This is a genomic window from Enterovibrio norvegicus DSM 15893, from assembly GCF_900115495.1.
GTDB lineage: Bacteria > Pseudomonadota > Gammaproteobacteria > Enterobacterales > Vibrionaceae > Enterovibrio > Enterovibrio norvegicus.
Genome location: NZ_FOWR01000010.1, coordinates 24,526 through 48,177, shown reverse-complemented (window position 1 = coordinate 48,177; position 23,652 = coordinate 24,526). Strand labels below are relative to the sequence as shown.

The window sequence follows — 23,652 nt, the reverse complement described above, 5'->3', positions numbered from 1 at the left end:
TCTCTCTCCTACCTATTATAGATTACAACATGGGAATGGAAATCCACATTGGTCGTCCGAAACGCAATCAGGATTAAAACCACCAGTTGAGCCACCAGTTGAGCCACCAGTTGAGCCACCAGTTGAGCCACCAGTTGATGGTTTTTTTATGTCAAACTTCTCTACGAAATAGGTGGTTAGTGTTTTCTTTTCTCCACTACCTGAGATGGTTGAAAATTGGTTATCATATACATCTTGCTCTACTTCGAATAAAAAAAACACTTTATTTCCTATCGTGGCGGGACCAAAAGATAAGGTGTCATCCGAGTTGCATTCTCTATTTTCTATGTCGGGAGATATATTGCATGGGAGTTTGATATAAGCTAGTCCATTAATGTTTAGCGTACTCTGCCCTTGGAATTTGACCGACTTTATCCTAATGTTATCCGCTTCATTGTTTATTTCAAAATTTTTATGATGCAATCTTAATGTATATTTTTGACTATTATTAAATTCTTTTACTTCATGTGTAGAGTTGATGTCAGTTGCAACCACACTATTGCCTTTATCTATTACCATTTGATAAGGATATGGATTTTCCATCGCTGGCAGTACTACAGAACTTTCTATCTTGACTATTCTTGATGCGCAAAGACCATCCATTTTTTCGTAGCAATATGTTATTTCAAACTCACCTGGTTTCTTTGCTATGAGTTGTTGAGTTAAATCATTGAATTCAATACAGTCATTATCTTTGCATCCTGTAACACTCATTAGTGCTTTAGAAAAATGCACTTTATGCATGTAGCTACTGTTTTTGAAACCTACTAATGTCTCTATTTTTCTTTTCTGACCGACTAGCATTGGCGTTTCATCTACAAAAAGTAAGAGATTTGATGCTTGGTCGACTGAGACCATTATACGCTCTGTTGCAACATGTTGGTTGGACTTAAGTTTTGCCAGCAGAGAAAATTCTCCCTCACCAGTCGCTGTTAAATAAGAGTTATTTTGTTCAGTCACATTAATACTGTCACCATTATTCTCGATAACAAAGATCACATCCTCCACATAGCCGACAGAATCATCTGTATAGATACCAGAAACCGGAATTTTTGTTGTTATACCCGATGGGATTTTGATATCAGAGTTTTTGAAAAAGATCTTCTTGAGCTCTTTGTCTGCTACTTCTAATTTTATGGATTCGGACTCAAAGTTATTTAAAGCTGCAGAGATCTCCACTTCCCCTTTTCCTTTCTTTAATGCATAGATGTAGCCGTCCTCTATATTGATGATTTTATTCCAATCTTGCTCTTGATATCTCCACCCAACTAAACTAGTGACATCTGATTTCTTCTTATTATTGTATGTGGCGGTGACAGAAAATTTTGTTCTGCTTCCTTGGCTAAGTTTGACTTTATCTATATCTATCACTAATGCTTCTATTTCCGCATCAGATATATCAAATATAAACTCATCACTCTCTATCTCCTTCCAACCCACTTTAACAAAGGCCGGACCGTAATCTTTGAATTTTATATATCTTTGATCTAAATCTTTGCTATTTGTTCTAACGACTTCAATATTATCAGATGTATTCCAAAAAACTTGGGAGGTGACAATACTGGAACTCTCATCGCTAAATTTAGCAGTGGCTTGGATTTTTTTGCTCAAACCTACGATATACGAGTCAGTAGTCTGCTCGCTTTCATCAACCCAAGCTAACTTTATTGTTTGAAGCACTGCGTCTGTAACTTTAACTGAAATTTTTTGAGAAATAGCTCCATTTTCATAAGTTAAAATGATATTACCTGGTTTTTTAGATGAAAATAAAACGTTACCGCTACCGTCTTTCTTGATGATGACACCAGTGACACCAGTGACACCAGTGACACCAGTAACGTCTTGATACTCCGCCTTAATATGCTCTAGTTCAATATCGATATCATCTGTTACTCCATTTGTGTAGGTCCCTCTAACGCTAACTAATGTCTCGATACCCGCAGGAATACTTGGTTTATTCACGCTTAAGTTGACGCTTTGAAGCGTTGCTTCAGACACGTCTAACATGAAATAAAAGGAAACACACTTTTCCTCACATAAACTATCATTCGGTGTTTCACCGCTTGGAATTTTCTCGCCATAATACACAAGTACAGGCACTTTCGCCGCTTGGTTGATGTTAGTCAGATCCAAGTTATTATTTTCATCTAAAGAAACTGTTGGTGCGTCACCTACTGCGGACTGATTTTTAGCAATTTTAAGATGACCCTTATCAATGAGAGCAGACGACGTTTGAATGCGAGATCCATCGCTAAAGCTGATATCCATGTCAAAGGGCTTATTTACACCCGCTATCGCATGCTGATTCTCTACATTTACGGAAATTACCTGTTTTTCTAATACTTCTAAGTCATAGGTTGCATCGATAAGATTGTAGCCATCTAGTCTCGGATCTTTATATGTCGCTGTAATGACGGTATTACCAGGATTATATCCTTTTACTATGCCATTAGAACTGATGAATGCCACTTTTAGATCACTGGATGTCCAATTAATATATTGACTATTAGTGAGATCATCTGTCGATCCATCAGTAAAATATCCAGTCGCTGTAAAGTTATTTGAGAATCCTGATACTAATCCTGTTTTTGTATCACCTTTTATTTTTGTATTGTATTCGATTCTTAGTTCTTCAAGAAATGGCGCTTCCTCATTAGCGTCGTCAATAGCTTCTACATCTGCGGCTTGTTGTGCTACTGACGTCTTATCACCGTTACAGCCTGATACTAATAAAACAAACAATGTTATACATAGTGCGGATATTATTAACCTGATTTTTTCTTTGTTATCTTTTACTTCTTGCTTCATGGTTTTTACTCATCTTTCCACATTGGTTAAAAGTGAGTCTGATGATAGTTGCATTACTATTTTTTTCATCCAATAAAAGATAATAAATAATATAAACCATGTAAAACAATGGTTTGGTGGATTTTTGTGATGCTTTTGATCGATTTTTATATTATCAACTTAAGCTGGTTTTTCTCTGTTATTCTTTATTATTTTTTATTACTTCTGGTTTGTTTTTTTTGTTTTATATTCCTCGGTGAATTTTGTTTGTTGAGGTATTACAATGTTTGCTACTAAGAAATCTGCGAATTTAGTCCGTAATTACAAGCTGGATGACTTTCATTTTTTTAACGTTAATAATACTATCCAGATCGGGGCGATCAACAATATTGAAAGTTGGGTTGTAAGGTTTAGTGTTGTTAGTCAGCCTATAGTTAGGCGATTCGGCCATTTCGAAAAAAAAGCGAGAGAGTTACTCTTTAGACCACATAATATTGATGATGTGGACGCTTTTTATGATGGTTTATCGCGAGAGAGAAAGAGAAACCTTGCTGAGGCGCAAATCAAATTCCTAACATCACAGGTTAGGAAGAAAAACATTAACCTCGATGAAGGTGAACTGATATTTGTCAATATGGAACCTGAGGTGTTATCGTTTCTAACCGTGGAGGTTTATGAACTTTACCAAGCGCTTTTTTACGCTGGCGCGAATTTGGTTATTGAAATTACGGAACGAAATATTGAACTACTCGATATTAAAAGTGTATATAGGCTGTTTGATCTTGGTGTTGAGTTTGCGCTTGACGATTTCGATCTAATGGGGCAACACTTGGACTTCTCGCTTGTGGCGAATGAGTGTTTTCGTTTTATAAAGATTGAGCTTGATATGGCGTTACAATATAAAAACACTGTATCTGAAATAAGAGAAAGTTTTGGTAAAGAAGTGATCGTTGAACGTGTTGAATTTCAAGAGTCTATGTTAGAGGTTATGACGTTACATTGTGACTACCTACAAGGATATTTATTGGCTGATCCACAGTTACTTTAATGGAACTAACGGTGAGCTAAGTACAGTCTCCTCGTCTGTACTTAGTTTTTCTCTGCGTTGATGGGCACCCGTTTGATGTTTTTATTTCAGGTGATTCGCTTCTCTAGGTTTTATAAGAAACTTTTTTTGCCTTGCTACAACCACGGAGGACGTGCTTCAAGGGATTAGTCCATGGTAATGGTTGGCCAGCCTTGTACGGTTTTCCCTCCATGAGCGCAGCTATCTCCCATTCGAACAACGGCTTTACCGTTTATTTTTACCAGTGGTGAACCAGAGGTAAGATCATCGGGCATGCCGACACCTGTGCACAGTGCTTTTCCTCCCACAACGGCCATTGGAATACCATTCACCGTGACAAGGTTCTGCCCAGCATCAATGATTGGCCCGCCAACGTGTGGCACAGGGCCCGGTTCCACTTTAGGGCAGAGATGCATATTACCGAGTAAACAAACAGGTTTCCCCATGGTGTTCTCCTTAGTGGTAGGCTGAAAGGTTTGGGTTGACGTCAATAATGAAAAATTGGCCAGGATCAGATCCTGCAACCACATCAACGAACAGGTGCGCGAGGACGTCGGTGGGCGGCCAATCCTTTATATTTCGCCACCAAGCAGCGATCACTTCAATATGTTGTGCTTGAAAATCGTTTCTGCGTCGATAGCATCGAACATGCGTTAGCTCACCGTAAGACACGGCCAATCGATACTCTGAACGCTTGCTAAAGTCGAGATAAGGAAATAAGTAAAAAGTGGGTGTTTCTTCCGTTACGCGATAAGCATGGAGCACCATTGCCATGCGATCTGACACATTGTTGAGCCAACACGTCAGGGTGGTATTTTGTGCGCTTGGGAGCAGAAGCGCTTTAGGTAGCATGTCCATGCCGATGCAATCTTTCCAGCTTACTACCCCCAATTTGGGTAGGTAATCCTGTTGCTGAATACTGGGCTGAGTGCTGAGAGAGACATTGCGGGGAGAAAGCCCATATTGGCGGCGATAACGCAGGTTGCGAGAAAGTACTGACGTGAGTTGTTGCTTATTGAGTGCAATGGCGACAGCGGGTGGCGTTAAATAGTATGACACGATCGATGAGGGAAGATGGCGATATTCAGTGGCAACAACGGCTGCTGCATGTTGCTCGATCCGAATAAGCGCTGAGGTGTCCATGTTAGACTATCTTGTCATCACTGCTAAAGTTGAAATCGATGTCGCTAGGTGAGGTGTTTTTGATGATTTTTGACGAGAGATCGCTAAAAGAATTGGCGACAAGCACTAAACCATCTGCGCGCTCAGCGTTCATCATTCGCCATTTAGCATCGTGATGCCTGAACCAAACTTTCCCGTAGTGTTCTGAAGAAACATCCAGTAGAAAATTGTCTCGAGAAATCGAGTCAGAAATGATGAGTAGGTTAGCAGGGATTTGTAAGTCGCCATCATCGTCTTTTTCTGACGCCATTTTTGTAAACGTTAATACATCGACAGCGTCTCTAAACCAGTCTAAACATGAAAGCGAAACACCATTGAGCTTCATATGAATACGATCATCATTGAAGAATCGTCGGCCAATATTTTTCATAAACCAGACGTAATCATCTGGAAGCTCTGCGCCTAAATACTGCTTAAGTGCTGTTAACTCTTTATCAGAAGAGAGGTACATCTGTTCGGTCATGCCACCGTCTGAGGCTATTGGCTCCCATTTGATTTGTGTGCTGAGTATCTCGATCTCCTCTTTGTTCGTCATATCAGCAAATCATGTCATCAGGAATGTTGAAGTCGGATTCTGTTGGGTCATCGTTATGGACGATTCTAGACATAAGATCAGTAAAAGAGTCTGCCAGCAATACCATATAATCCTCGTCTTCAAAGGCTCCCCAAGACGTTAAGTTACTGATGAAAAAAAGCTGCCCGTAATGATCATCATTCAGATTCATAATCACGAGGTCATCAGAAATTGAATCTGCAATGATCAGTGTTTTGGGCGGAATACGGGGGCTTTCATTTTTGCTATCAGACCACATTTTGGTTCCAATCAGCGCATCGTCCGCGGCGGAAAACATGCCAAGAAATGACATTGATATACCATTCAGATTGAGGTTAACGCGCTCGTCTTCAATGATTCTCATCCCATAGTGTGTCATAAACCATTTGTAGTCGTCGGGCAATTGGACCCCTAGAAATGATTCAATATCAGAAAGTTGTTCATCACTTGAACAATAGATTTCGGTACTTTCTCCATCGTCTACGTCGATAGGACGCCAAATGATCTGCTTACAAAGTTGTTCTATCGCTTTCATTCGCCACCTCTTGTTTGCACTATTTTTTCTGCCTCTTCACAACTTTTTAAGTCATCGAGCCATTGTTCAAAGCTATCAGCAATTCGAATTATTGCGTTGTTATCTTCACTTCCCCAAGCGTCTTGGATAAATCGCCAATGCCATAGTGAGCCATAGTGGTCATTTGATAGATTCATAAGCAGATATCCGTTATCAGATGACAAGCTATCTCCGATGGGAATCATCTGAGATGGAATCAATGGGGCGTTTGTGCCCCAATAGTCAGGAAGGGCGTTATTTAAGTTGTGCAGCTCCTTTTCAATCTGAGACAAATTACGAATGTAGTTATGCATTACATAATCTAGGTACTTCTTTTCGCCGATATCTATTGTGTACACACTGCATTTCCAATCTATGTCGTTAAAACTGGCGATGCCACATTCCAAAAGATATGTCTTAAAGAAGTTCGGGAGTTTTAGCGAAAAATGAGATTCAAAGTCCTCTATTTCTTCCTGCGTTGACAAGCGAGGGATGTCACTCTTTTCTCGTTGTGACTGTTCTCGCCAGTAACGCAGCAATTGATTTTTTTGAGAGTCGTTCATTCTCAGAAGGCCTCCGTTTTCATGATTGAGCGGGATCCTGCGTGACTTGATGCATTATGTAAATCGGTGGGTACATAGCCCACAGCACCGTCTTCAAAGTGATGCAGCGTCCAACCATCTCCCGGATGTTTAACACCTGCTGCGGTAAGCGCTTGAGTATCTTTTTTCACATTATTGGTCACGTCCGCTAAATACCGTTTACCTTTTACATGTGAGGAGTTAAAAACAGGGAAGCCTTTATCGTATTTTATTGATTTTGCATACCCTCCAGGCCCTTCAGGGGGATCCGGCAACTTGATCTTCTTATTGAACGTAAATTCGCCTTTCCCGAAATTAGAGCTGTTGGGATCGTTAGCACCCTTGGGTTTCCATGTGCCATGCTCTGTTGTTGGCATTCGATGCTTACGCTTAAACTGCTCGCATTTTTTGCACTTGAATGCTCTCTTACGAGCGGCAACCATTTGCTCTCTCGCTTTTTTCAGGGCTTGCATTCTCGCTTGTACGATCTGCTTTTTTGACAACACACTGGCATAAGATTTGGTCATAGAGGCAACGTTGTCGAACTTCTTAAACATTAGCCCGACCAAACCTTGAACCTTGCTGCCATATTTGGCGAATTTCGCGGGCTTGGCGAGGGCATCGCCGGCATAAGGGATCATGGACACCAGAGATAAGCCTGCGCCGAGCCAATCACCTTTGGCGACAGAAATAATGGTTGAAATTCCGTCACTTGCGGGGGTGGGATCGAATATCCCTGTAATATCTGTGATGATCTGCGGGTTGTTTTTGGCGATCTCGCCAGCTTCTTCCCAGAGCTTTTTGTCTCGTGCCTCTTCGAGTAGACGGCCGTATTCGTTACTCATTGTGTTGCCCCTTCTTCTGGCCACCATTCGCTGTATTTCTCTGCCCCTGCTCTCACCCAAGTTTCTTCAAATTCATCGGATAATAAGGTGTCGAATTTTGTCTCTGTTGGCACGGATTCAGATAAAACGTGGTGAATGATAGGTTGAAGGTGAAATTGTGGGTTAATTGTCCACATGATATTGATGAACAAACGAATATGGGCGAGATCCAGAATGCTGTAGTGGAAACAATGCTCGATGCCTTGGTTGATCATGGCGCGCAGAAATCCTTTGGGATAGAAATGGATGGAATCGATTTCTTCATATTCGAGGTATTCGATCAGGTCATCAATCAATTCGTCGCGATGGGTGAGCAGTGGAAACTGTAATTGCTCTTCACTGAAGAACCACGGCAGTTCGGGATCGTATTCTTCGGTTTGAATTCCTGGGAGTGGGTAGATACCTGCCTCTTTAATTTCCCCATGCGCCGCCCAATAGAGGCTTGCATCGTGATTGAGCGAATATTGGAAGAATCCGTTTTCCCCTTCTTCGGCAAAGAGGGTGGTGACAGAGGAAAAAAATTCACGACGCTGCCCTTCTGACAAGACAGGTAGGTAGCGGTTCAGGGTACTGCCGTCGTAAAAACGAAAATAGATTAATTCACCACTGGGCTCGACGATCTCTTTCATTCGCTGAAACGCCGTAAACAGGGCATCTATTCCCTCGTGGCTAACAATGTAAATCGCTTGCTGTTGACCAAAGGTTTCTTGCAACAACCAATCGAGTAAGGGTTCTTCTGGGTTAAGTGTTGCTATCCAAGGGGATTCTTCTTCAAACTCGTCATAGTCTTCTCCCTCAAACAAGCAGCGATGTGAACTCGACATGCCTTGCACTGCAGCAATAAGTTGCTCGTTGTGAGAGGGATCGAGCAGGGCAAAGATCCGCAAACGGACGGTGCTGTCGTGCGAATCTTGATCATTGTTGATGAGACAAGCGTTGAGTAGCTGTTCACGCAATTGTTCGTGTGGCGTCATTTGCCCCCCTTAGCATTACATTTTTCTTTGAAGGGCTTGTTTTCTTTGTCACCGCCGCCTGCGCTTGAGAAGTCGATGGTGCTTCCTTTGATTTTAACTTTGGTGCCCTTGATGGTGATGCCAGAGGCATCCATTTCAATCATCGCGCCTTTGGTACTGAGTACGATTTTCTCGGCTTGTACCACGTATTTCTTGGTGTTCGAATGGATGGATTTGCCTGCCACGATGGATTTTATGGTGCCGACTTGTTCTGCACTCACAAGGGCAACAGATTCGTTTTTAGCCGCACCAACAGTGACTTGATAGGCCCCTCCGACCGTCAGTGTGCTGGCAACGCCGACCATTTCTGTTAGGAATCGATTCACTTTTATATGCTGGTCATTGCCGACGCTCACCGATTGTGTGTCGCCGATTTTCACGGTTTCATTGTTTTTCACGTCTCGGTGTCTGTCGTTTCCGACGACGTCACTTTCATTGTTTTCAATTGTGCGGTTCACGTCTTTTTGGGCGTGAACATAAATCTCTTCTTGATCTGCTTCGTCTTCAAACCGCAGTTCGTTGAAGCCATCACCTTTGTGGGTTTGTGTTCTTAATACGGTTTGGGTTTTGTTGGCGGGCAGGGCTTGCGGCACCAAATTGGCCGCATGGTAAGTACGACCAGTGATAATGGGCTGGTCAGGATCGCCTTCGAGAAAACTGACGATCACTTCATGCCCAATACGTGGCACGCTAACGGCGCCATAACTTGCGCCAGCCCAACCTTGGGCGACGCGCACCCAGCAACTTGAGTTTTCATTCCATTCACCGACGCGATCCCAAGGAAATTGCACTTTTACACGGCCGTATTCATCGCAAAATATTTCTTCACTGGCAGGGCCGACAACCAGGGCGATTTGGGGGCCATCAACGCGGGGTTTCACATTGGGTTTGGGTCGCCAGTGACGCGAACTGGGAATGACAAAGGCATCATTGTTGTAGGTGGTTTGTCCCTCGCCACCAAATTCTGCAGCAGCCTGTGGCTGTGTACCCACGTGGTTGACGCGAATACCAAGCCACTCTTGGCTGATATCGCTCACATCTTCAGGGCCTTCCACGGTGAACTTAACGCCAGGTGAAAGGGCGGGAATGTTACTTTTGAGCTCTGCGTAAATGCTCTCTGCGCGCAGTGATTCGAGGCGATACCGTGTGAAGGGTTTTCCTGAACCGTCATCTTTGTATCGTCCTGGGTAATCGTAGTGCTCATAGGTAGCGCGCTGAAACGCGAGTTCCGTCCCTGTATGGGTATGAAGAAACCCATATCCTGGTTTTTTAAAACTGTAATCTTTTAGCGTGGCGCTGGATGACGCCATTTTGCTAGAAGGTCGGAAACTTCTAATGTAGGGAGATTCTGCAACGCCACCGATATTGGGTTCATAGATTAATGGCGTTGTGATGCTGGAAAGGGTTGAGGGGTCATCGGCAAATATTAGGGTATGCTTCCCCTCTGATTGCTCAAAGAAATAAAACAGGCCTTCTTCTGCAGCCAAGCGTTCAACAAAGGCTAAATCTGACTCACGGTATTGCACACAATATTCTCTGGTTGCAGGGGCATGCACCAGTGAGAACGCGAAATTATCGACGCCCATTTCTTCAAGCAATGTAGCGATGATTTGCGTGATATCGGCACATTGAAAAATACGGCTATTTTGTCTTAGTGACAGCCGTTGTAGTGCGGGCACCAGTTCAAGCGTGTAGTAGGTTTGTGCGTGACCGGTATCCCCGCGGGTGAAGCGGCTGACGATGCCGTGGAATTGCCGGTAAAGTATGCCGTCTATCCATATACAGAGCAGGCCATCTTTGTCTACGATGCTGTCAGGCGAGACGCCAGCGTCACGGCTGATGAGTTCAACGTTGACCAAAAAAGGGGTGGAGAGCCCTTCTTCGATAGAAAACGCGAGCACCCCAAACAAGGAAGGTTCGAGGTTGCTGGTTTGAAAGGTGAACTGTAGCCCTGTCGCACTCGCCATGATGGTGTTATCCCTAGCAACTGTTGCGTCGTGAGTGGCTATGTTGAGATAGCTGACGCCGTATTATGTTGTGACATCGATGTTTTAGCCTTCAATCGGTGCTCGCCAGTCATCGGCGCCTGAGGTACCTGCCACTGTGTGTTCCCAATCGATTTTTCGATACGCAACGGACACGGTGACCAACTGGGTAAACTCTTTCTTCTCGTTGTCCTGACAGTGCGGCATTTTGCAGTCGATATCGATAATGGTGGCGTCAGTCAGTACGGTGGAGAAAAAGTGTTCTTGCTTACCTTCTACTGAGGTGCGATACCAATTTAAGGTAATGGTTGGCAGCATTTCGCCTGACGCGAGAGAGTTGTACATCAAGGGGACCGCTTTATTGAGGGCGACAGTGAACTTGAAGGGTTTATGCACCCGTTGCCCGGATGGCTGACCACTTTGAGGGTCGGTGGGAACGGTCACAATGTGGTCAAAGGCTTGGACGAGCATTTCGTCTTCATGGCCTTCTACATAGATGTTACCCACCGAATCTGCCGTAAAAGCACCTGCGGTGATGTTGCCCTGTGTTTTGCCTTCAATTGAGATATAGCATGGAGTTGGCATGGCGTTGTCCTTGTCTATGAATGATCGCTGTTCAATTATTGAGCAGCATGAACAATGCCAACTGTATCTATAAATCAATACAGTCAGTTAGGGCGTTGAACTCCTCTGGTTGAGCAACATTTTGCTCAAAGGTTGGCGATAATTTGCTCGGTGGGCGAATTTTGTCCCGCTCAGAAAGGGGAAGTATCCCTCACGTCGTTTAGGATTAAACGCAGTTGCGAGGTTATCGATAAAGTGAGTGTGGCAAGCACAAATGATGACTGACTAGTGATATGAGTTGTTGAGAGAGCAAGCGCGGGAGTCTCGCTCTCTTATTTACCCCTCTATATCTGCATGAAGACAAAGAGGGGCGAAGACAGGGTTTGTTTGTCGGTCACATTAGGTTTCAATAGACACGTTTGTTTTCGCCTTGCTGCAGCAACTGAGGATATAGCCTTCTTCTTCCTCTTCTTCGCTTATCCCGCCGTTGTGCTCCATGGTGACTTCACCAGACAGCAATCTCACTTTGCATGACCCGCAAATGCCCATGCCGCAGGCTTTGGGTACATGTACACCCAGTTTTGTGCTGGCAGTGTGAATGGTTTCATTTTCACTGACGGTGACAGACATGCCTTCATCAACGAATTCGACGGTGAATCCGGGGACGGGGATTTCGTCGGTGATCAGTGCCTGTTCTGCGGATTCTTCCGCGTCTTCCTGCACTTCTATCGGTGTCGCGCCGAAGCTTTCTTCATGGTATTGGCGCATGTCGAAGCCGATTTCCATCAGCATTTTTCGCACAGCAGCCATGTAAGGTTCTGGCCCACAGCAATAGACTTCGCGTTGAAGTGCATCGGGCGCGATCAGCAACAAGACTTCTTTGGTGAGAAAGCCCCTGTAACCGTGCCAGCTTTGTCCGGGGTCGTAGCGCTCACAAATGATGCTGAGATCGAAGTTATCAATGCGTGCGTTCATCAATTCCAGTTCTTTGAGGAAGATGATGTCTCGCGGGGTTTGGGCGCTGTGCACGAATTTGATGTCCACTGCACCATTGGTGTCATACCACCATCGCGCCATGGAAATCACTGGCGTGATGCCGACACCGCCAGAAAGGAGCAGTGCTTTATCGGTGGGGTTGTCGATACAGTTGAAGTTGCCGACAGGGCCGTGAACCGCAATTTCGTCATCGATATTGAGGTTGTCATGTAGCCAGTTCGACACTAAGCCATTTTTGAGTCGTTTTACCGTGATGGAAAAGCTGTAAGGCACGGAAGGCGAAGAGGACATGGTGTAACTGCGCATGACTTGCTCGCCACCAATGTTTAGCTCAAGCGTGACGAATTGCCCTGGCTTGAAGAAATACATGATGGGGGTTTGACTCATGAAGCAGAAGGTTTTCACGTCATGCGTTTCACGGATCACTTTCACACAGCGCACAAGGTGTCGCCCATTGACCCAGGTTTGTGTATTAACGGGGTTGAGGCTGTTGTCGGGTATCACTTCTACGTCATTCATTGTTTCGTTCCCCAAGCAGTGAGCGCACTATTATTCTGATAGCCAACGTATTTTTGTTCGTGTTTTCGGTATGAAAACCATGCACTTTTCTTGGATTTTGTTGCCATTTGCGTTTCACGATTTATGCAAATACGACATGCACATACCAAAACGCACCAACACTTACCCGAGGTTGGCTTCTAGCTGTTCGCAGTACCAGTTAACAAAGTTGATTACGCCGAACTCATACGTCTTGGAATATGGGCCTGGTTGATAGGCTTTGGAGTTCACGCCCAGTTGGTTGGTTTCAGCGAGCGTACGGTCTTGGGCATTCGTTGCCATCCATACGTGAATTAGGTTTTCAACGTCGTAGTCCACCCCTTCAACAGCATCTTTGTGCACGATCCAACGTGTGATAACTTTGGTTTCTTGCGGGCTCACAGGCAGGATTTGGAATGCGATGAGGTTGTCGCCGCCACCGTGATTCCACGAGTTCGGTAAGTGCAGAATCCTTAGCACGCCAAGATCGGGGGTGTCGATGCGGCCCATGAGCTTTTTGCTGGCGGCTTTGCCGTCCATGGTCATGGCGTGGGTGCCTTCTTTGAGTGGCGTGCGCACCATGCGGTTTCGAAGGCCATACGCGCCTTTGAATTTGAAGGGGATGTCATGCCCTGACCAGAGCTTTTGCTGTTTTTCTACTAAAGCAATGAATTCTGGTGTCGCGCGTGGGTCATTGTTGTCATCCCACTCAAGCAAGGTATGCAGTAATTCGGGGTGGGAGCCATCACAGTGGTAACACTCGCGATTGTTTTCGACCACGAGTTTCCAGTTTGCTTTTTCGATGATGGTGCTTTCGAAGGCAACTTTGGTGTTCGCCATGTCGTAGGGTTCGAGGTAGTGATTCAGATCATCGAGAAATTCTTGGATTGGCGGCGGTGTATCTGCAAGGCAAACGAAGATGTAGCCGCCTGCATTTTCACAATGCACGGGATGCAGGCTATACAGCGATTTATCAAAATCGTCGCCCATGTCGACGCCGGCAAAGACCAATGAGCCATCGAGGTCATAGGTCCATTGGTGGTAAGGGCAGACGAGCTTGGCGGATTTGCCTTTTTGCGTTGTGCAGATTTTGGAGCCACGGTGACGACAAACATTGTGGAAGGCGCGAATTTGGTCTTTGTTATCGCGAACGATAATGATGGGATTACCGCCCACATCGAGCGTGGTGAAGCTACCGCGCTTTGGAAACTCGCAGGTCATGCCTGCAAATATCCATTCTTTGCCGAAGATTTCTTCCATGTCGATGCGGAAGATCTCCGGGCTGTTGTAGAAGGGTTGTTCAAGCGTAAAGTCTGGAATGCGTCGCTCGAGCATGGTTTTGACAGCGTGTTTATCAATGACATCGCTGTCGATGTGTTTAATCGGCACTTGGTTCATCTTGCTTCCTTCCCTTCGTCTTGCCCACGACATGCATTTTGTACTCTCAAATGGCAATCCTTTGTCGACATTCTGAACAACAAACACGCCTACGCGCGCGTGTTTAAACCGCTTTCTTTGCGGCATTTGAGAGGTCTACATTTGGATAATGGCTCTTTTTGTTTGGGGGTAATTATTTATTTACGACGTGATACGCGCTTTTTTACGACGGAAAGAGAACCGTGCTGCGCATTCGTTTAATGCGGAAAGATGGTGAAATATTTTATTTATCAATAAGAAAGGCGCTTTACGCTTGGCATTTCTCCATCAGGAGAGGGGAAAGGGTTTGAGCGGGAGGGTTTGGGAAAGATGAGCAGTGCGGCGCGCCACGATGATGAGCGAATATCATGGGCTTTTTGCCCGATCATGGCTGACAGAAATAAAGAAAACGTCAGTGCCGAGCAAGGCAGTGGTTTGCTCGTCACCGACGTTTAAAGTTGTGCTTTTCTTCACGCAGTTTGCGTTACTTCAGCAATGCGACCATGGCTTCACCCACTCCGTGTGCACTTGCTGGGTTTTGGCCTGTTACAAGACGCTCGTCAACGATGACATGCACGCCCCAAGGCTGGATTTTGCTAAATTTCGCGGCTTTACGTGTTAGCGATTCTTCCAGCAGGAAAGGAATGTCGTTGATGGTGCCGAAATCCACTTCTTCTTCACGCGTAAAACCCGTCACGTTCTTATCGGCGATCAATGGCTGTCCATTACTCAGAGTGATAGGAAGCAGACCCGCAGGGCCATGACACACGGAACCGATCACGCCGCCTTTTTCGTAATGCGATGCCGCTAGGCTTGCTGTTAGGGCATGATCTGCCAAATCAGACAGCAGGCCGAACCCACCAGGGTAGAAAATGGCATCGTAATCGTCGATGTTGAGCTGGTTAACGGGAATGGTGTTGTTCACGCGAGACTGGAACTCTGCATCGTTAAAAATACGCGTATTAACGTCATCGCCTTCCATGTCTTCACCGTAGAAAGGCACTGCGCCGCCATTGATAGAAGCAACGTCGTAGCTGAAACCCGCCTGCAAGAATGCATCCAACGCGTGAGTCATCTCAGGGGCGTACGTACCGTTCGCCTGATCGGTTGTGCCAAGCGTGGCATGATTCGTAACGATGATTAGAACCTTTTTCATAACGTCATCCTTTTGATGAGAGTGGGCGTGGCTACGCCATTTTTGGACAGAGCTAAGCCGTTTGATGTCGACCATTCTATGCTTTCGCTATATAGGTGATAATCCGCTAAAATGAAAAACCGTCTTTGCTATATAACAATAATCAAATGAACCTAAACGCACTCAGTTTTGATGGCATTGTTGAATTCGTGACAGTGGCAGACGCCAAGGGCTTCAGTGAAGCTGCCCGTCGTTTGAATTGCTCGGTCAGCCACGTTTCTCGCCAAGTGTCGCGACTAGAACAACGCCTTGGCACGGCGCTCTTTGCGCGATCTACACGCTCGGTGAAACTCACAGAAACGGGTCAGCAGTATTATCTACAATGCCAAGAGTTGGTGAGCGGGCTCGATCAAGCCAATGAGATGGTGACGGGCGCGCAGGTTGATTTGCAAGGCACGCTCCGCATCAGTATGGCTGGGTCGTTTGCCGAACAATTCATTGCCCCTGCGCTGGTGGAGTTTGCCAAACAACATCCTAAATTGACGGTTGAAGTGGATTTCAGTAGCCGCCACGTCAACTTCGTGGAAGACGGTATCGATTTCGCTATCCGTTATGGACGATTGCAAGATTCAGGGTTGGTCGCCAGAAAGCTCGCTGACCGCAGTTTGATTGCGGTTGCGTCGCCTGATTACCTTTTGGAACATGGTGAGCCGAACCATCCCAAAGCGTTAGCGCAGCATTCTTGCTTGATCACTAACAACGATACATGGCTGTTTGAGCAGGCGGGGAAAGAGATACCTGTGAAAGTGTCAGGGCGTTTTCGTTGTAATAACGCCAATGCTTTGGTGGAGGCATGCAAAGGCGGGTTAGGGATTGGTTACATGCCCAAAAGCAGTTTCCAACAAGCGGTTCAGGACGGTGACTTGGTTCCGGTGCTCGCCCCTTTTTGGACGCAGAAAATTACCTCATGGGTGGTGTATCAAAACCGCAAGTTCTTACCCCTCAAAGCGCGCCTTGCTATCGATCATTTGTTGACGCACTTTGAGGGATGGAAAGAGTAACTAGTGTGAAGCACAGGTGAGTGCATTTGTTGAATAGGTGAGCTGATTGTTGGTGGTTTTTAAAATCATCCTCACTTCACCGCCAGCTTTCACAAAGCCTCTTTTTGCGGCTGGTTTGCCACACACTTCTCTTTCTAATGTTTTCAAGCTGGCCGCTCGGATTTTCTGTCGCTGAACATTGGTGCCATCCAAGACATAATCAAATTCAGGTAAATAGGCATACTCAAGGGTCAGCACTTTTCCGGCAGATGACACCTTATCTAAGATGACGGTATCTTGAATCTTGTAGAGGTCTTTTTTCTGTGTGAGTAATGCTTCTTCTTCCGCATAGGCACATAAATCAATGGCGATGAATTTGCTGTAGCAACTGTCGCCAGCGGCAAAGCCTGTGTTATCGAGTGTATTGATGACCACCGTGTTGGTGTCGCCTGAGGTAAAATCGATCTGAAAGGAAAACTTGAACCCTTCAACGTCGTTCCAGTGTTTTTTGCCTTCGATAATGTTTTCGAGCATGCCGGGGTGGAGGCCATCGAACAGGGTCAATTGACCTTTAGGTGAATTGAAGGCTTCGACCTTTTCTGCTCGGTTATTTCCTTCCATATCAGGATAAATGAGCAGATCGTCATCAATCTCAATCACCATATTAATATGGCATGAAAAGTCGTCATTGATGATATCGAGGCGCTTGGCTGTCAGCCCTGTGGCGAGTTTTCGAGGCAAAATATTGCGTGGATTTCGGGCTTCTTTTTCCCATTCACTACATACATTGTGATGCGTGTAGCTTTTCTCTATGTTATTCGAACGCGTGTTATTGTCGGTGTTCGCACATCCGACCAAGAACAGCAAACATCCCCATCCCCATAACTTCATACACGTTTCCTTGTGCAACAACTGGTTTTATCTAAGGCGAGATTAGCAGTTCGGCTGCGAAGGGTTGGGTGTTTTTAATGAGACCCAGTGTGTAATGCGCGTTAGCGTAAATCGTATTTTCGCTCATACCTTGGCAGCATACTTTCGTTGCCTAAAATGCCACCTTGGTGAATATAGAGCAGTTGTTTGTCAGCGTTCTGTGGGTACCAAGTCTGTAAACATCGCCACATCATCGGGTCGTACAACAAATCAAACTCGATGTGGGTTTGTTCAAGCAAGGATTGCCACACGCGATAATCTTGTTCGTACAGCTTTCCAAAGTGATGTTTCTGATCGCGCGTCAAAATGGTGGGATGGCGGGTTTCGGCCAGCTCTTCAAATTGTGAAACAAGGTAACTTTCCCCACCAACACAAGGGCAGGTAAGCACCTCGATGCCGTGCGGGTGTAAATGCTTGTGCAAATACAGCGCCGTGGTACCTGTGCCAGCAGGTAACGCGACGGCCAATGGCTTTTCTTGATGGAAGTGTGACCACGCGAGAATTTCGTCCGCAAGGGTTTTGACGCCTTCTTCTGCAATCGGTGATCGACCACCTTCAGGCACAAGCAGGTGATTTTCATCTTGTCGGTGCTTGTGAATGAAATCGGCAGGGTGGGTAGATTCGGCGCAGATGTCTGTCATCGCAATGACTTTCGCGCCCAGATCTAATGCTCCACGATAATTCCCAATCGGGCTTTCTTTTAGCCAACTTGGAATGCGATCAACGTAAAACTCTAACTGCCAACCTTTGATGGACGCGAGCGCCGCAAGGGATAACAAGGAGTTGGCCTGCGGTGAACCATAACCAATCAAATGGGTGATCTTAGGATCATCGTAAGCAAGAAGCGACATCAGCTTGCGGGCTTTGTTTCCCGAAAAGTGACCGTGAAGTTGGTCGTCACGCTTGAGGAAAAAAGGAATACCGTCGAAGACGTGTTGTGTAACGGGACTGTTGGCGAGCTTCATATGCAGGCTTGGATTGAAATAACCGCAGGCAGTATAAACACGATGTGGGTGCAGAGGGGAGTAAAAGGTGCTGGCGAATGGGAAGCTGAGTGAGAAACCAAACAAAAAATACAGGCGCTTCTACAACCCAGAAAAGCGCCTGCTTGCTATCGGCTTGGTTTAAGAGCCGCTGTTATCGTCTTTCACTTGGCACTCTGGAGCTTCTGACCCTTCTGGGCACTTATTGCCCCCATCGGTCGAGGTAGCCAGTGCTGAACCTGTAAAGAAAACCGCTAGAGCTAACATCAGTGTTTTTAGCATTGTCATCGCTTACTCTCCTTTTCCTGTGGAGTCATTGGGTAGTGTTTTGCTGCAGCACCTTTACTGTCGTTCAAAACAAGTGAACCAATGTTAGGTGTACGTAATGGTTGTGTTAGGGCACCATTTTGTACGGAGAGTAAGACAAAGCACCTTTACACTTGTTGATTGTGTGCAGGTTCCTAGGTGTTCAATCAGTGGCTGATGGCATCGCGTACCATGACGATTTGGTCAGGCACAGAGGCTTCAAATCCGTAAAACTCGCCGTACTTCGGACGTAAGGTGTCCATGGCTTTTGCTGTGATGGCATCGTAATAGGCTTTTGCTGATGCTTGGTGGTTGTTGTATTTCGCCACAAAGTAATCGCCAGGATTCACGCTGCCGAGCGCGTCGCCCGTGGCGGCTTTCAGATCAGCCACGTATTCCTGCATGAACGTGAAATCGTCTTTGCTGCCAATGTTCCCATGCCCGCCTGAGAAATACTTCCACTCTTTGGCTTTGATAAACGCAAGGTTATCTTCATAGCCTTCGAAGGTGTCTGAACCACCAAAGTTCAGGTACGGCATTTGGTCTGGGTTAACCACATCTGGGATATGCGCAATTTTTGCGTTTTCCAATATCCAAAGTGCACTGTCGTAAGTGTGCGCAGAATCTGCAAGCCCATAGACGGTGATGGTCTCATCACCAAACGTGAAGCTGTCTCCGCTGAACTTGAGTTCTTTGGTTGCGGGCGTCACCTCACTCCCGTGCGCTTTCATGCCTTTTGCGGTGGCATCTGTCGCAATGATTTCAAGCTTCACGCCGGCGTCTTTTGCCGCTTTCTCGAACACGGAAATATCACCAATGTGGTCTTCATGGTGGTGTGAATAGACCACGGCGGTGACAGGTTTGTCGGTGACATCTGCAATTGCAGCAAGCACTGCTTCACCGCTGCCATAGGCCAGTGGGTCCATCAAGAGCACACCGTCATCACCGACAAGAAACACGGTGTTGTAAAAGCCTATTTGAACCCAATAGGCATTGTCCGTCAGCTTTTGAACGATCACGTCACCGTTAAAGTTTCGTTGGGTCAGGTTTCCAATTTTGTCACCCACGTTAAGGGCTGTTTTTGCGCTAGGCGCTACAAAGGTGGCGTCGGTGGTTGATGGGTATCCGCCGTCTGGTAGGTAGGTAAAAGATCTTGTTTCTTCTGCGAAGACTGCAGTGGTAAACAGGGTGGCAAACCCAGCGGCAATTAGGCTTACTTTAAATGCTTTCATGTCGTATCTCTCGTGCGTTGTTGTTATGGATTCATCGGCTGATTGGCATTGTTTCGTGCCGTTGATGAGCACTATAAAGCGCGCTATTTGTTCGATAAATGCCGTAACGAGAAACAGATTGTTAACCAAATCGGTCAAATAAAATGTGAGTCATTTGAGGCATTGTGTTGTCGAGTGACCTAGCATTATTAATAGGAGTATTAGGGATAGCGTGATCGTAAAGCGCTGAATTGAAAGCCATCAGAAAGGGTCAATAAAAATGGAAATAAAAGAACCTTTATCAAAGCATCATGTTAAACGTTGCCTAATAGGTGTGGCTGCTGCACTGGTTATTGGGGCGTCTAGCCTCGCGACAGCGGCTGACATCAAGCTTAGAATGTCTGCGCCAGCGTCTGCTACCGATCAACGTGCGGTCGCGATGACGGCAGTGTTTGGTGAGGCGGTCGCGCCATTTGCTGACTTTGAAGGACATTGGAACAGTTCTTTGTTTAAGCAGGGGACGGATCTGGAAGCCATTGCGCGTGGCAACCTAGACATGACGATCACTTCTGCTCAGGAATTGGCAGAGTTCATCCCTGAGTTTTCAATTTTCTCTGCAGGTTATGTTCACCGTGATGCGGAACATCAGCAGCGGGTGTTTGATGCCGATTTTATGGCGCCATTAAAAGAAAAAACCGAAGCCTTATTGGACGTGAAGCTGTTGAGTGTGATGTACCTTGGGCGACGTCATCTGAACCTGCGGACGGAGCAAGAGGTGAAAACACCTGAGGATTTGAAAGGGGTGAAATTACGCATGCCGGGCAGTGACGCATGGCAATTCCTTGGCCGTGCTTTGGGTGCGAGCCCAACCCCCATGGCATTTTCAGAGGTGTATACGGGTTTGCAAACCGGCACTGTGGATGGTCAAGACAACCCATTACCAACCAGTAAAGATGCGAAGTTTTATGAAGTCACCAAACAAATCGTGCTGACAGGGCACTTGGTCGATTTGAACTATATCGCTATCTCTAAAAAAGTATTTGATAGGCTGACAGTCGACCAGCAAGTGATTGTTCAAAAGGCGGCTGACGATGCGGCTGAATCAGCGCGTCAGAAGCAACTTACGTTAGAAGCAAAACTGGCGCAGTTTTTTATCGATAAGGGAATGAACGTGTATGAGCCCGATTTGGACGCATTCCAAAGCACGGTTCAAGCGGCCTATTTAGAGTCTGATTACGCCAAGCAATGGCCAGATGGTTTGCTTGAGAAAATCAACGCACTGTAAATCGCTTAATACCTCTTTCAACCGCTGCCCTGATGTTGTCCAACACTCAGTGTGGCGGTGTTAACTTTTTGGGCACCGCGACCACGAAAAATCGCCCTGTGCTTGGCCGAATTCCCCTCGAAAAATGCGCAATATACTCATTGATGATGTCAGCGTTATTGAGGGGGCCGGACACCTTGAGAAATTGTCTGAACGCCTTTAAAAATGTGGGCAGGTCGTAAATGAGATCTCCATCCCATAAAGGGTTGTTTTTTTCAATGTGACGGCGCGTTGTGTAAGCCTGCGAAAAAATGTATTGAACCATCTTATCTCTGGTACAGATCGCCATACCTTATTGATTAAAAAAGCACCAATCGGAATTGATGAAAGAAGTAGTAGGTCACGATCCGTCCAGTTAACGTGAAAAAGTGAAAATAACCCTTTACTAATCTCTCGGCTACGGTATTATTCGCCTCGCTCTGTATGTTCAGATTTATTAATGGAACTTCAAGCCAAAGTAAAACCTCAAGATTTCTTCGTAACCGTGGTAATCCTTAGTGTTTCCCTTAGCTTCATCGTCACATTCAATAATTCAAGCGCCAGTGCCTCGCATTATCGCGAAAATTTATTATCAACTAAATATTAAGGGACACATTATGTCTAAGACTACTGGTATCGTTAAGTGGTTCAACGAAGAGAAAGGTTTCGGTTTCATTACTCAAGACAACGGCGGTGCTGACGTATTCGTTCACTTCCGTGCTATCGCTTCTGAAGGCTTCAAAACTTTGGCTGAAGGCCAAAAAGTATCTTTCGAAGTTGAGCAAGGCCAAAAAGGCCCACAAGCTGCTAACGTAGTAGCTCTGTAATTTCGAAAGGCGGCGTAGGTAGCTTGCTACTTACGCCTCTTTTTTATCTAGCGTTTCACTCCTCGTAACACGCTTTAGTTTTACCCATTCCATCAGCGACACCCCCATTATTTTTATCGTCTTCTAGCAAAAATTATTAACTCCCCAAATATCTCTTTTCCATATTTGTCTTCCAGTTACATATTTCTCAGCTATATTTCTATAAATAACAATGAAAATCATGACGTTGCCATGCAGTGTTCACGATAAAAAAACAGCACATAGCTTGGTTTTATGCTGATCAGAAACAGTAAGGAAGAATATGTCACGTTCAACAGGTCGAAAACGATTTTGGTTCCAACAAACCCGTGAAGACAACGCGATCAAAACCTTTAAATCACGTTCGAAAAAGTAAGCCCTGGGCGTTTCCTCCCATTCAAGTAAACGCCTTCATTGCTGCAATGCTTTGCTCACTCTCTAAGTCTTCCCCCATTCACCAACAGCACAGGATCGTCGTATTGGGTTTCCCAATGCATCCTTGCGCGACCTTCATCACCTATCGATTGTTTGATGTCACCCATTAAGCGTTTTGTTGATTCGCCCCTAATTTCTTGTCACTCACAGGCCTTCCACACCGCGATTTTCTCAAATTAAGCTACTCTTTTAACTGCAAATCCTTGAAATGGTATCTGAGATTTAGAGATTGGAAGCGAAGCTGCGAAAGACCCTCACTGCAGTCAATCGACATTGGCATGCAGAACTTATTGGCACTGATATGTTTTGGTGCGACATTCTTGTGGATGCTAAATTTTCCGCAGAAAGCGAGCAGCTCAGCCAATACGTTGTCGATTACCGCGCCAACTTGAAACACCACATTGAAGATGTGTTGGGCGAAGCTCGTCTTTATCTGATGTGCGTGCGTGAAAAAGTGCGCTTCAATTCCTTCAAAAAACCGAGCTACAACCCGTTTACACGAAAGATGAAGTTTCACTTTTTGGTGGGAGAGGCTCGCCGAAGAGTGTCATTGAAGGTGGATGTTCGAAAGCACTTCTTTCCTGACTTAGCCCATCCCAAAGTCTTCCTTGAATCCAAATTTATTACGCTACTGAAAAACGAAAAAGACAACATCACGTTGTCGGTGCATGATTTCTTGTCTGCAATCGGTGCAGACCTTGGGTTGGATAGCCGAGTCGTGTCATCGGGCTACAGCTGTTCCCCTTATTGGGGGGGAGAAGAAGGGGCGTTAGTCATGCTGCAGCGCCAAGCTGCAAGGTTTACCAGCGACGACAAAGATCTCGTGGTTTATATCAATGAATACAACATGTCGCTCTTCAGCAACAAGACACGCGCTTTGGATCAGTCAGGCCGCAACATTACTGAATTTTCTGATGAATCAATAGACATGTCATTCATGATGCTTTCACGCAGTTTTAGCTTGTACTTTTTGGGCTGTGATGCGGAAGCCTCTGTGGAGGTGAAAAATGCGATGGCTAACATCTCACGATATTTAACCCGTAATCAGATCCACCGCATCACGGTGGACCATGCGTATGAACAAGACGGCGAGTACCTAAGGTTGTGCTCACAGGAAGTAGAAACGTCTCCAAGCCATGTGTTCACTGTATTGATGGAGCACGGGAAAGTGGTGCTGGATCGCGGCGAGATCTACGATTAAGCGTGTGAGAAAGTGGTGGTTAAGTGTTCGCCCAATGCTGTTAAAACTCGTGTACTTAAAACAATTTCAATCAAAAAGGCAGCCCTTCGTGGCTGCCTTTTTTAGTC

23 protein-coding genes are annotated in these 23,652 nt (G+C 45.6%); 6 read left to right on the top strand and 17 right to left on the bottom strand.

The features are described 5' to 3' along the window. Positions 1 to 15: 15 nt before the first annotated feature. A complete protein-coding gene (locus BM082_RS08070; protein ID WP_074926501.1) occupies positions 16 to 2,847 on the bottom strand; it encodes an Ig-like domain-containing protein in 2,832 nt (943 codons plus the stop codon). A gap of 262 nt (positions 2,848 to 3,109) precedes the next feature. Between BM082_RS08070 and BM082_RS08065 the strand changes: the two genes are divergently transcribed. Continuing rightward, positions 3,110 to 3,874 carry an EAL domain-containing protein gene (locus BM082_RS08065; RefSeq protein WP_074926497.1) on the top strand — a complete coding sequence of 255 codons (765 nt, stop codon included), beginning with the start codon at positions 3,110 to 3,112 and terminating at the stop codon, positions 3,872 to 3,874. 164 nt (positions 3,875 to 4,038) lie between these two features. Here BM082_RS08065 and BM082_RS08060 read toward each other — a convergent pair whose 3' ends face one another. The 11 genes from BM082_RS08060 to BM082_RS08010 form a co-directional block, all read right to left on the bottom strand. Then, positions 4,039 to 4,338 (bottom strand): PAAR domain-containing protein, encoded by a 300-nt coding sequence (locus tag BM082_RS08060; RefSeq protein WP_017017874.1) that lies wholly within the window; start codon positions 4,336 to 4,338, stop codon positions 4,039 to 4,041. A gap of 10 nt (positions 4,339 to 4,348) precedes the next feature. Next, positions 4,349 to 5,035: a hypothetical protein gene (locus tag BM082_RS08055; RefSeq protein WP_074926494.1), complete on the bottom strand. Its 687-nt coding sequence runs from the start codon at positions 5,033 to 5,035 to the stop codon at positions 4,349 to 4,351. A 1-nt stretch (position 5,036) separates the two neighbouring features. Next, complete coding sequence (locus BM082_RS08050) at positions 5,037 to 5,609, bottom strand: SMI1/KNR4 family protein (protein ID WP_074926490.1); 573 nt, start codon at positions 5,607 to 5,609, stop codon at positions 5,037 to 5,039. A 1-nt stretch (position 5,610) separates the two neighbouring features. After that, positions 5,611 to 6,162, bottom strand: a complete 552-nt coding sequence (locus BM082_RS08045) for an SMI1/KNR4 family protein (protein ID WP_017012030.1) — start codon at positions 6,160 to 6,162, stop codon at positions 5,611 to 5,613. Next, positions 6,159 to 6,743, bottom strand: coding sequence for an SMI1/KNR4 family protein (locus BM082_RS08040; protein ID WP_017012031.1), 585 nt, complete (start codon positions 6,741 to 6,743; stop codon positions 6,159 to 6,161). The genes BM082_RS08045 and BM082_RS08040 overlap by 4 nt, the downstream gene beginning before the upstream one ends. 2 nt (positions 6,744 to 6,745) lie before the next feature. Next, positions 6,746 to 7,606: a hypothetical protein gene (locus BM082_RS08035; RefSeq protein WP_017012032.1), complete on the bottom strand. Its 861-nt coding sequence runs from the start codon at positions 7,604 to 7,606 to the stop codon at positions 6,746 to 6,748. Continuing rightward, entirely contained in the window at positions 7,603 to 8,619 is a 1,017-nt protein-coding gene (locus BM082_RS08030; RefSeq protein WP_074926487.1) for a DUF4123 domain-containing protein, read from the bottom strand. Before BM082_RS08030 ends, BM082_RS08035 begins: the two co-directional genes overlap by 4 nt. After that, positions 8,616 to 10,625, bottom strand: a complete 2,010-nt coding sequence (locus BM082_RS08025; RefSeq protein WP_017012034.1) for a type VI secretion system Vgr family protein — start codon at positions 10,623 to 10,625, stop codon at positions 8,616 to 8,618. Before BM082_RS08025 ends, BM082_RS08030 begins: the two co-directional genes overlap by 4 nt. An 84-nt stretch (positions 10,626 to 10,709) precedes the next feature. Continuing rightward, on the bottom strand, positions 10,710 to 11,228 hold the full coding sequence (locus BM082_RS08020; RefSeq protein WP_017012035.1) for an Hcp family type VI secretion system effector: 519 nt from the start codon (positions 11,226 to 11,228) through the stop codon (positions 10,710 to 10,712). Between the two features lie 378 nt (positions 11,229 to 11,606). Next, the gene (locus BM082_RS08015) at positions 11,607 to 12,722 is read right to left on the bottom strand and encodes an FAD-binding oxidoreductase (protein ID WP_017017879.1); all 1,116 of its coding nucleotides are present in this window, start codon (positions 12,720 to 12,722) and stop codon (positions 11,607 to 11,609) included. Positions 12,723 to 12,884: 162 nt separating this feature from the next. Next, positions 12,885 to 14,138, bottom strand: a complete 1,254-nt coding sequence (locus tag BM082_RS08010; protein ID WP_074926484.1) for an aromatic ring-hydroxylating oxygenase subunit alpha — start codon at positions 14,136 to 14,138, stop codon at positions 12,885 to 12,887. A 348-nt stretch (positions 14,139 to 14,486) separates the two neighbouring features. On the opposite strand from BM082_RS08010, the gene BM082_RS25420 reads away from it, so the two are divergent. Beyond that, the gene (locus tag BM082_RS25420; RefSeq protein ID WP_017017881.1) at positions 14,487 to 14,612 is read left to right on the top strand and encodes a hypothetical protein; all 126 of its coding nucleotides are present in this window, start codon (positions 14,487 to 14,489) and stop codon (positions 14,610 to 14,612) included. Between the two features lie 28 nt (positions 14,613 to 14,640). Here the strand turns inward: BM082_RS25420 and BM082_RS08005 are convergent, their stop codons facing one another. Then, the gene (locus BM082_RS08005; protein WP_017017882.1) at positions 14,641 to 15,312 is read right to left on the bottom strand and encodes a type 1 glutamine amidotransferase domain-containing protein; all 672 of its coding nucleotides are present in this window, start codon (positions 15,310 to 15,312) and stop codon (positions 14,641 to 14,643) included. Positions 15,313 to 15,458: 146 nt separating this feature from the next. Here BM082_RS08005 and BM082_RS08000 point away from each other — a divergent pair, with 146 nt between their 5' ends. Beyond that, a complete protein-coding gene (locus BM082_RS08000; RefSeq protein ID WP_074926481.1) occupies positions 15,459 to 16,352 on the top strand; it encodes a LysR family transcriptional regulator in 894 nt (297 codons plus the stop codon). On the opposite strand, the gene BM082_RS07995 is transcribed toward BM082_RS08000, so the two are convergent. The 4 genes from BM082_RS07995 to BM082_RS07985 form a co-directional block, all read right to left on the bottom strand. Beyond that, positions 16,353 to 17,222, bottom strand: a complete 870-nt coding sequence (locus tag BM082_RS07995) for a hypothetical protein (protein ID WP_074926478.1) — start codon at positions 17,220 to 17,222, stop codon at positions 16,353 to 16,355. Between the two features lie 101 nt (positions 17,223 to 17,323). Next, positions 17,324 to 18,226, bottom strand: coding sequence for a pyridoxal-phosphate dependent enzyme (locus BM082_RS07990; protein ID WP_074926475.1), 903 nt, complete (start codon positions 18,224 to 18,226; stop codon positions 17,324 to 17,326). A 159-nt stretch (positions 18,227 to 18,385) separates the two neighbouring features. After that, entirely contained in the window at positions 18,386 to 18,532 is a 147-nt protein-coding gene (locus BM082_RS25060; protein WP_017012045.1) for a hypothetical protein, read from the bottom strand. Between the two features lie 185 nt (positions 18,533 to 18,717). Then, complete coding sequence (locus tag BM082_RS07985; RefSeq protein ID WP_074926471.1) at positions 18,718 to 19,782, bottom strand: MBL fold metallo-hydrolase; 1,065 nt, start codon at positions 19,780 to 19,782, stop codon at positions 18,718 to 18,720. 259 nt (positions 19,783 to 20,041) lie between these two features. Here BM082_RS07985 and BM082_RS07980 point away from each other — a divergent pair, with 259 nt between their 5' ends. The 3 genes from BM082_RS07980 to BM082_RS07965 all read left to right on the top strand — a co-directional run bounded on the left by BM082_RS07980 (position 20,042) and on the right by BM082_RS07965 (position 23,545). Next, a complete protein-coding gene (locus BM082_RS07980; protein WP_074926468.1) occupies positions 20,042 to 21,046 on the top strand; it encodes a sialic acid TRAP transporter substrate-binding protein SiaP in 1,005 nt (334 codons plus the stop codon). 635 nt (positions 21,047 to 21,681) lie between these two features. Then, positions 21,682 to 21,891 (top strand): transcription antiterminator/RNA stability regulator CspE, encoded by a 210-nt coding sequence (gene cspE / locus BM082_RS07970; RefSeq protein WP_005423776.1) that lies wholly within the window; start codon positions 21,682 to 21,684, stop codon positions 21,889 to 21,891. Positions 21,892 to 22,573: 682 nt separating this feature from the next. Beyond that, on the top strand, positions 22,574 to 23,545 hold the full coding sequence (locus tag BM082_RS07965; protein ID WP_074926461.1) for a hypothetical protein: 972 nt from the start codon (positions 22,574 to 22,576) through the stop codon (positions 23,543 to 23,545). Positions 23,546 to 23,652: the final 107 nt, after the last annotated feature.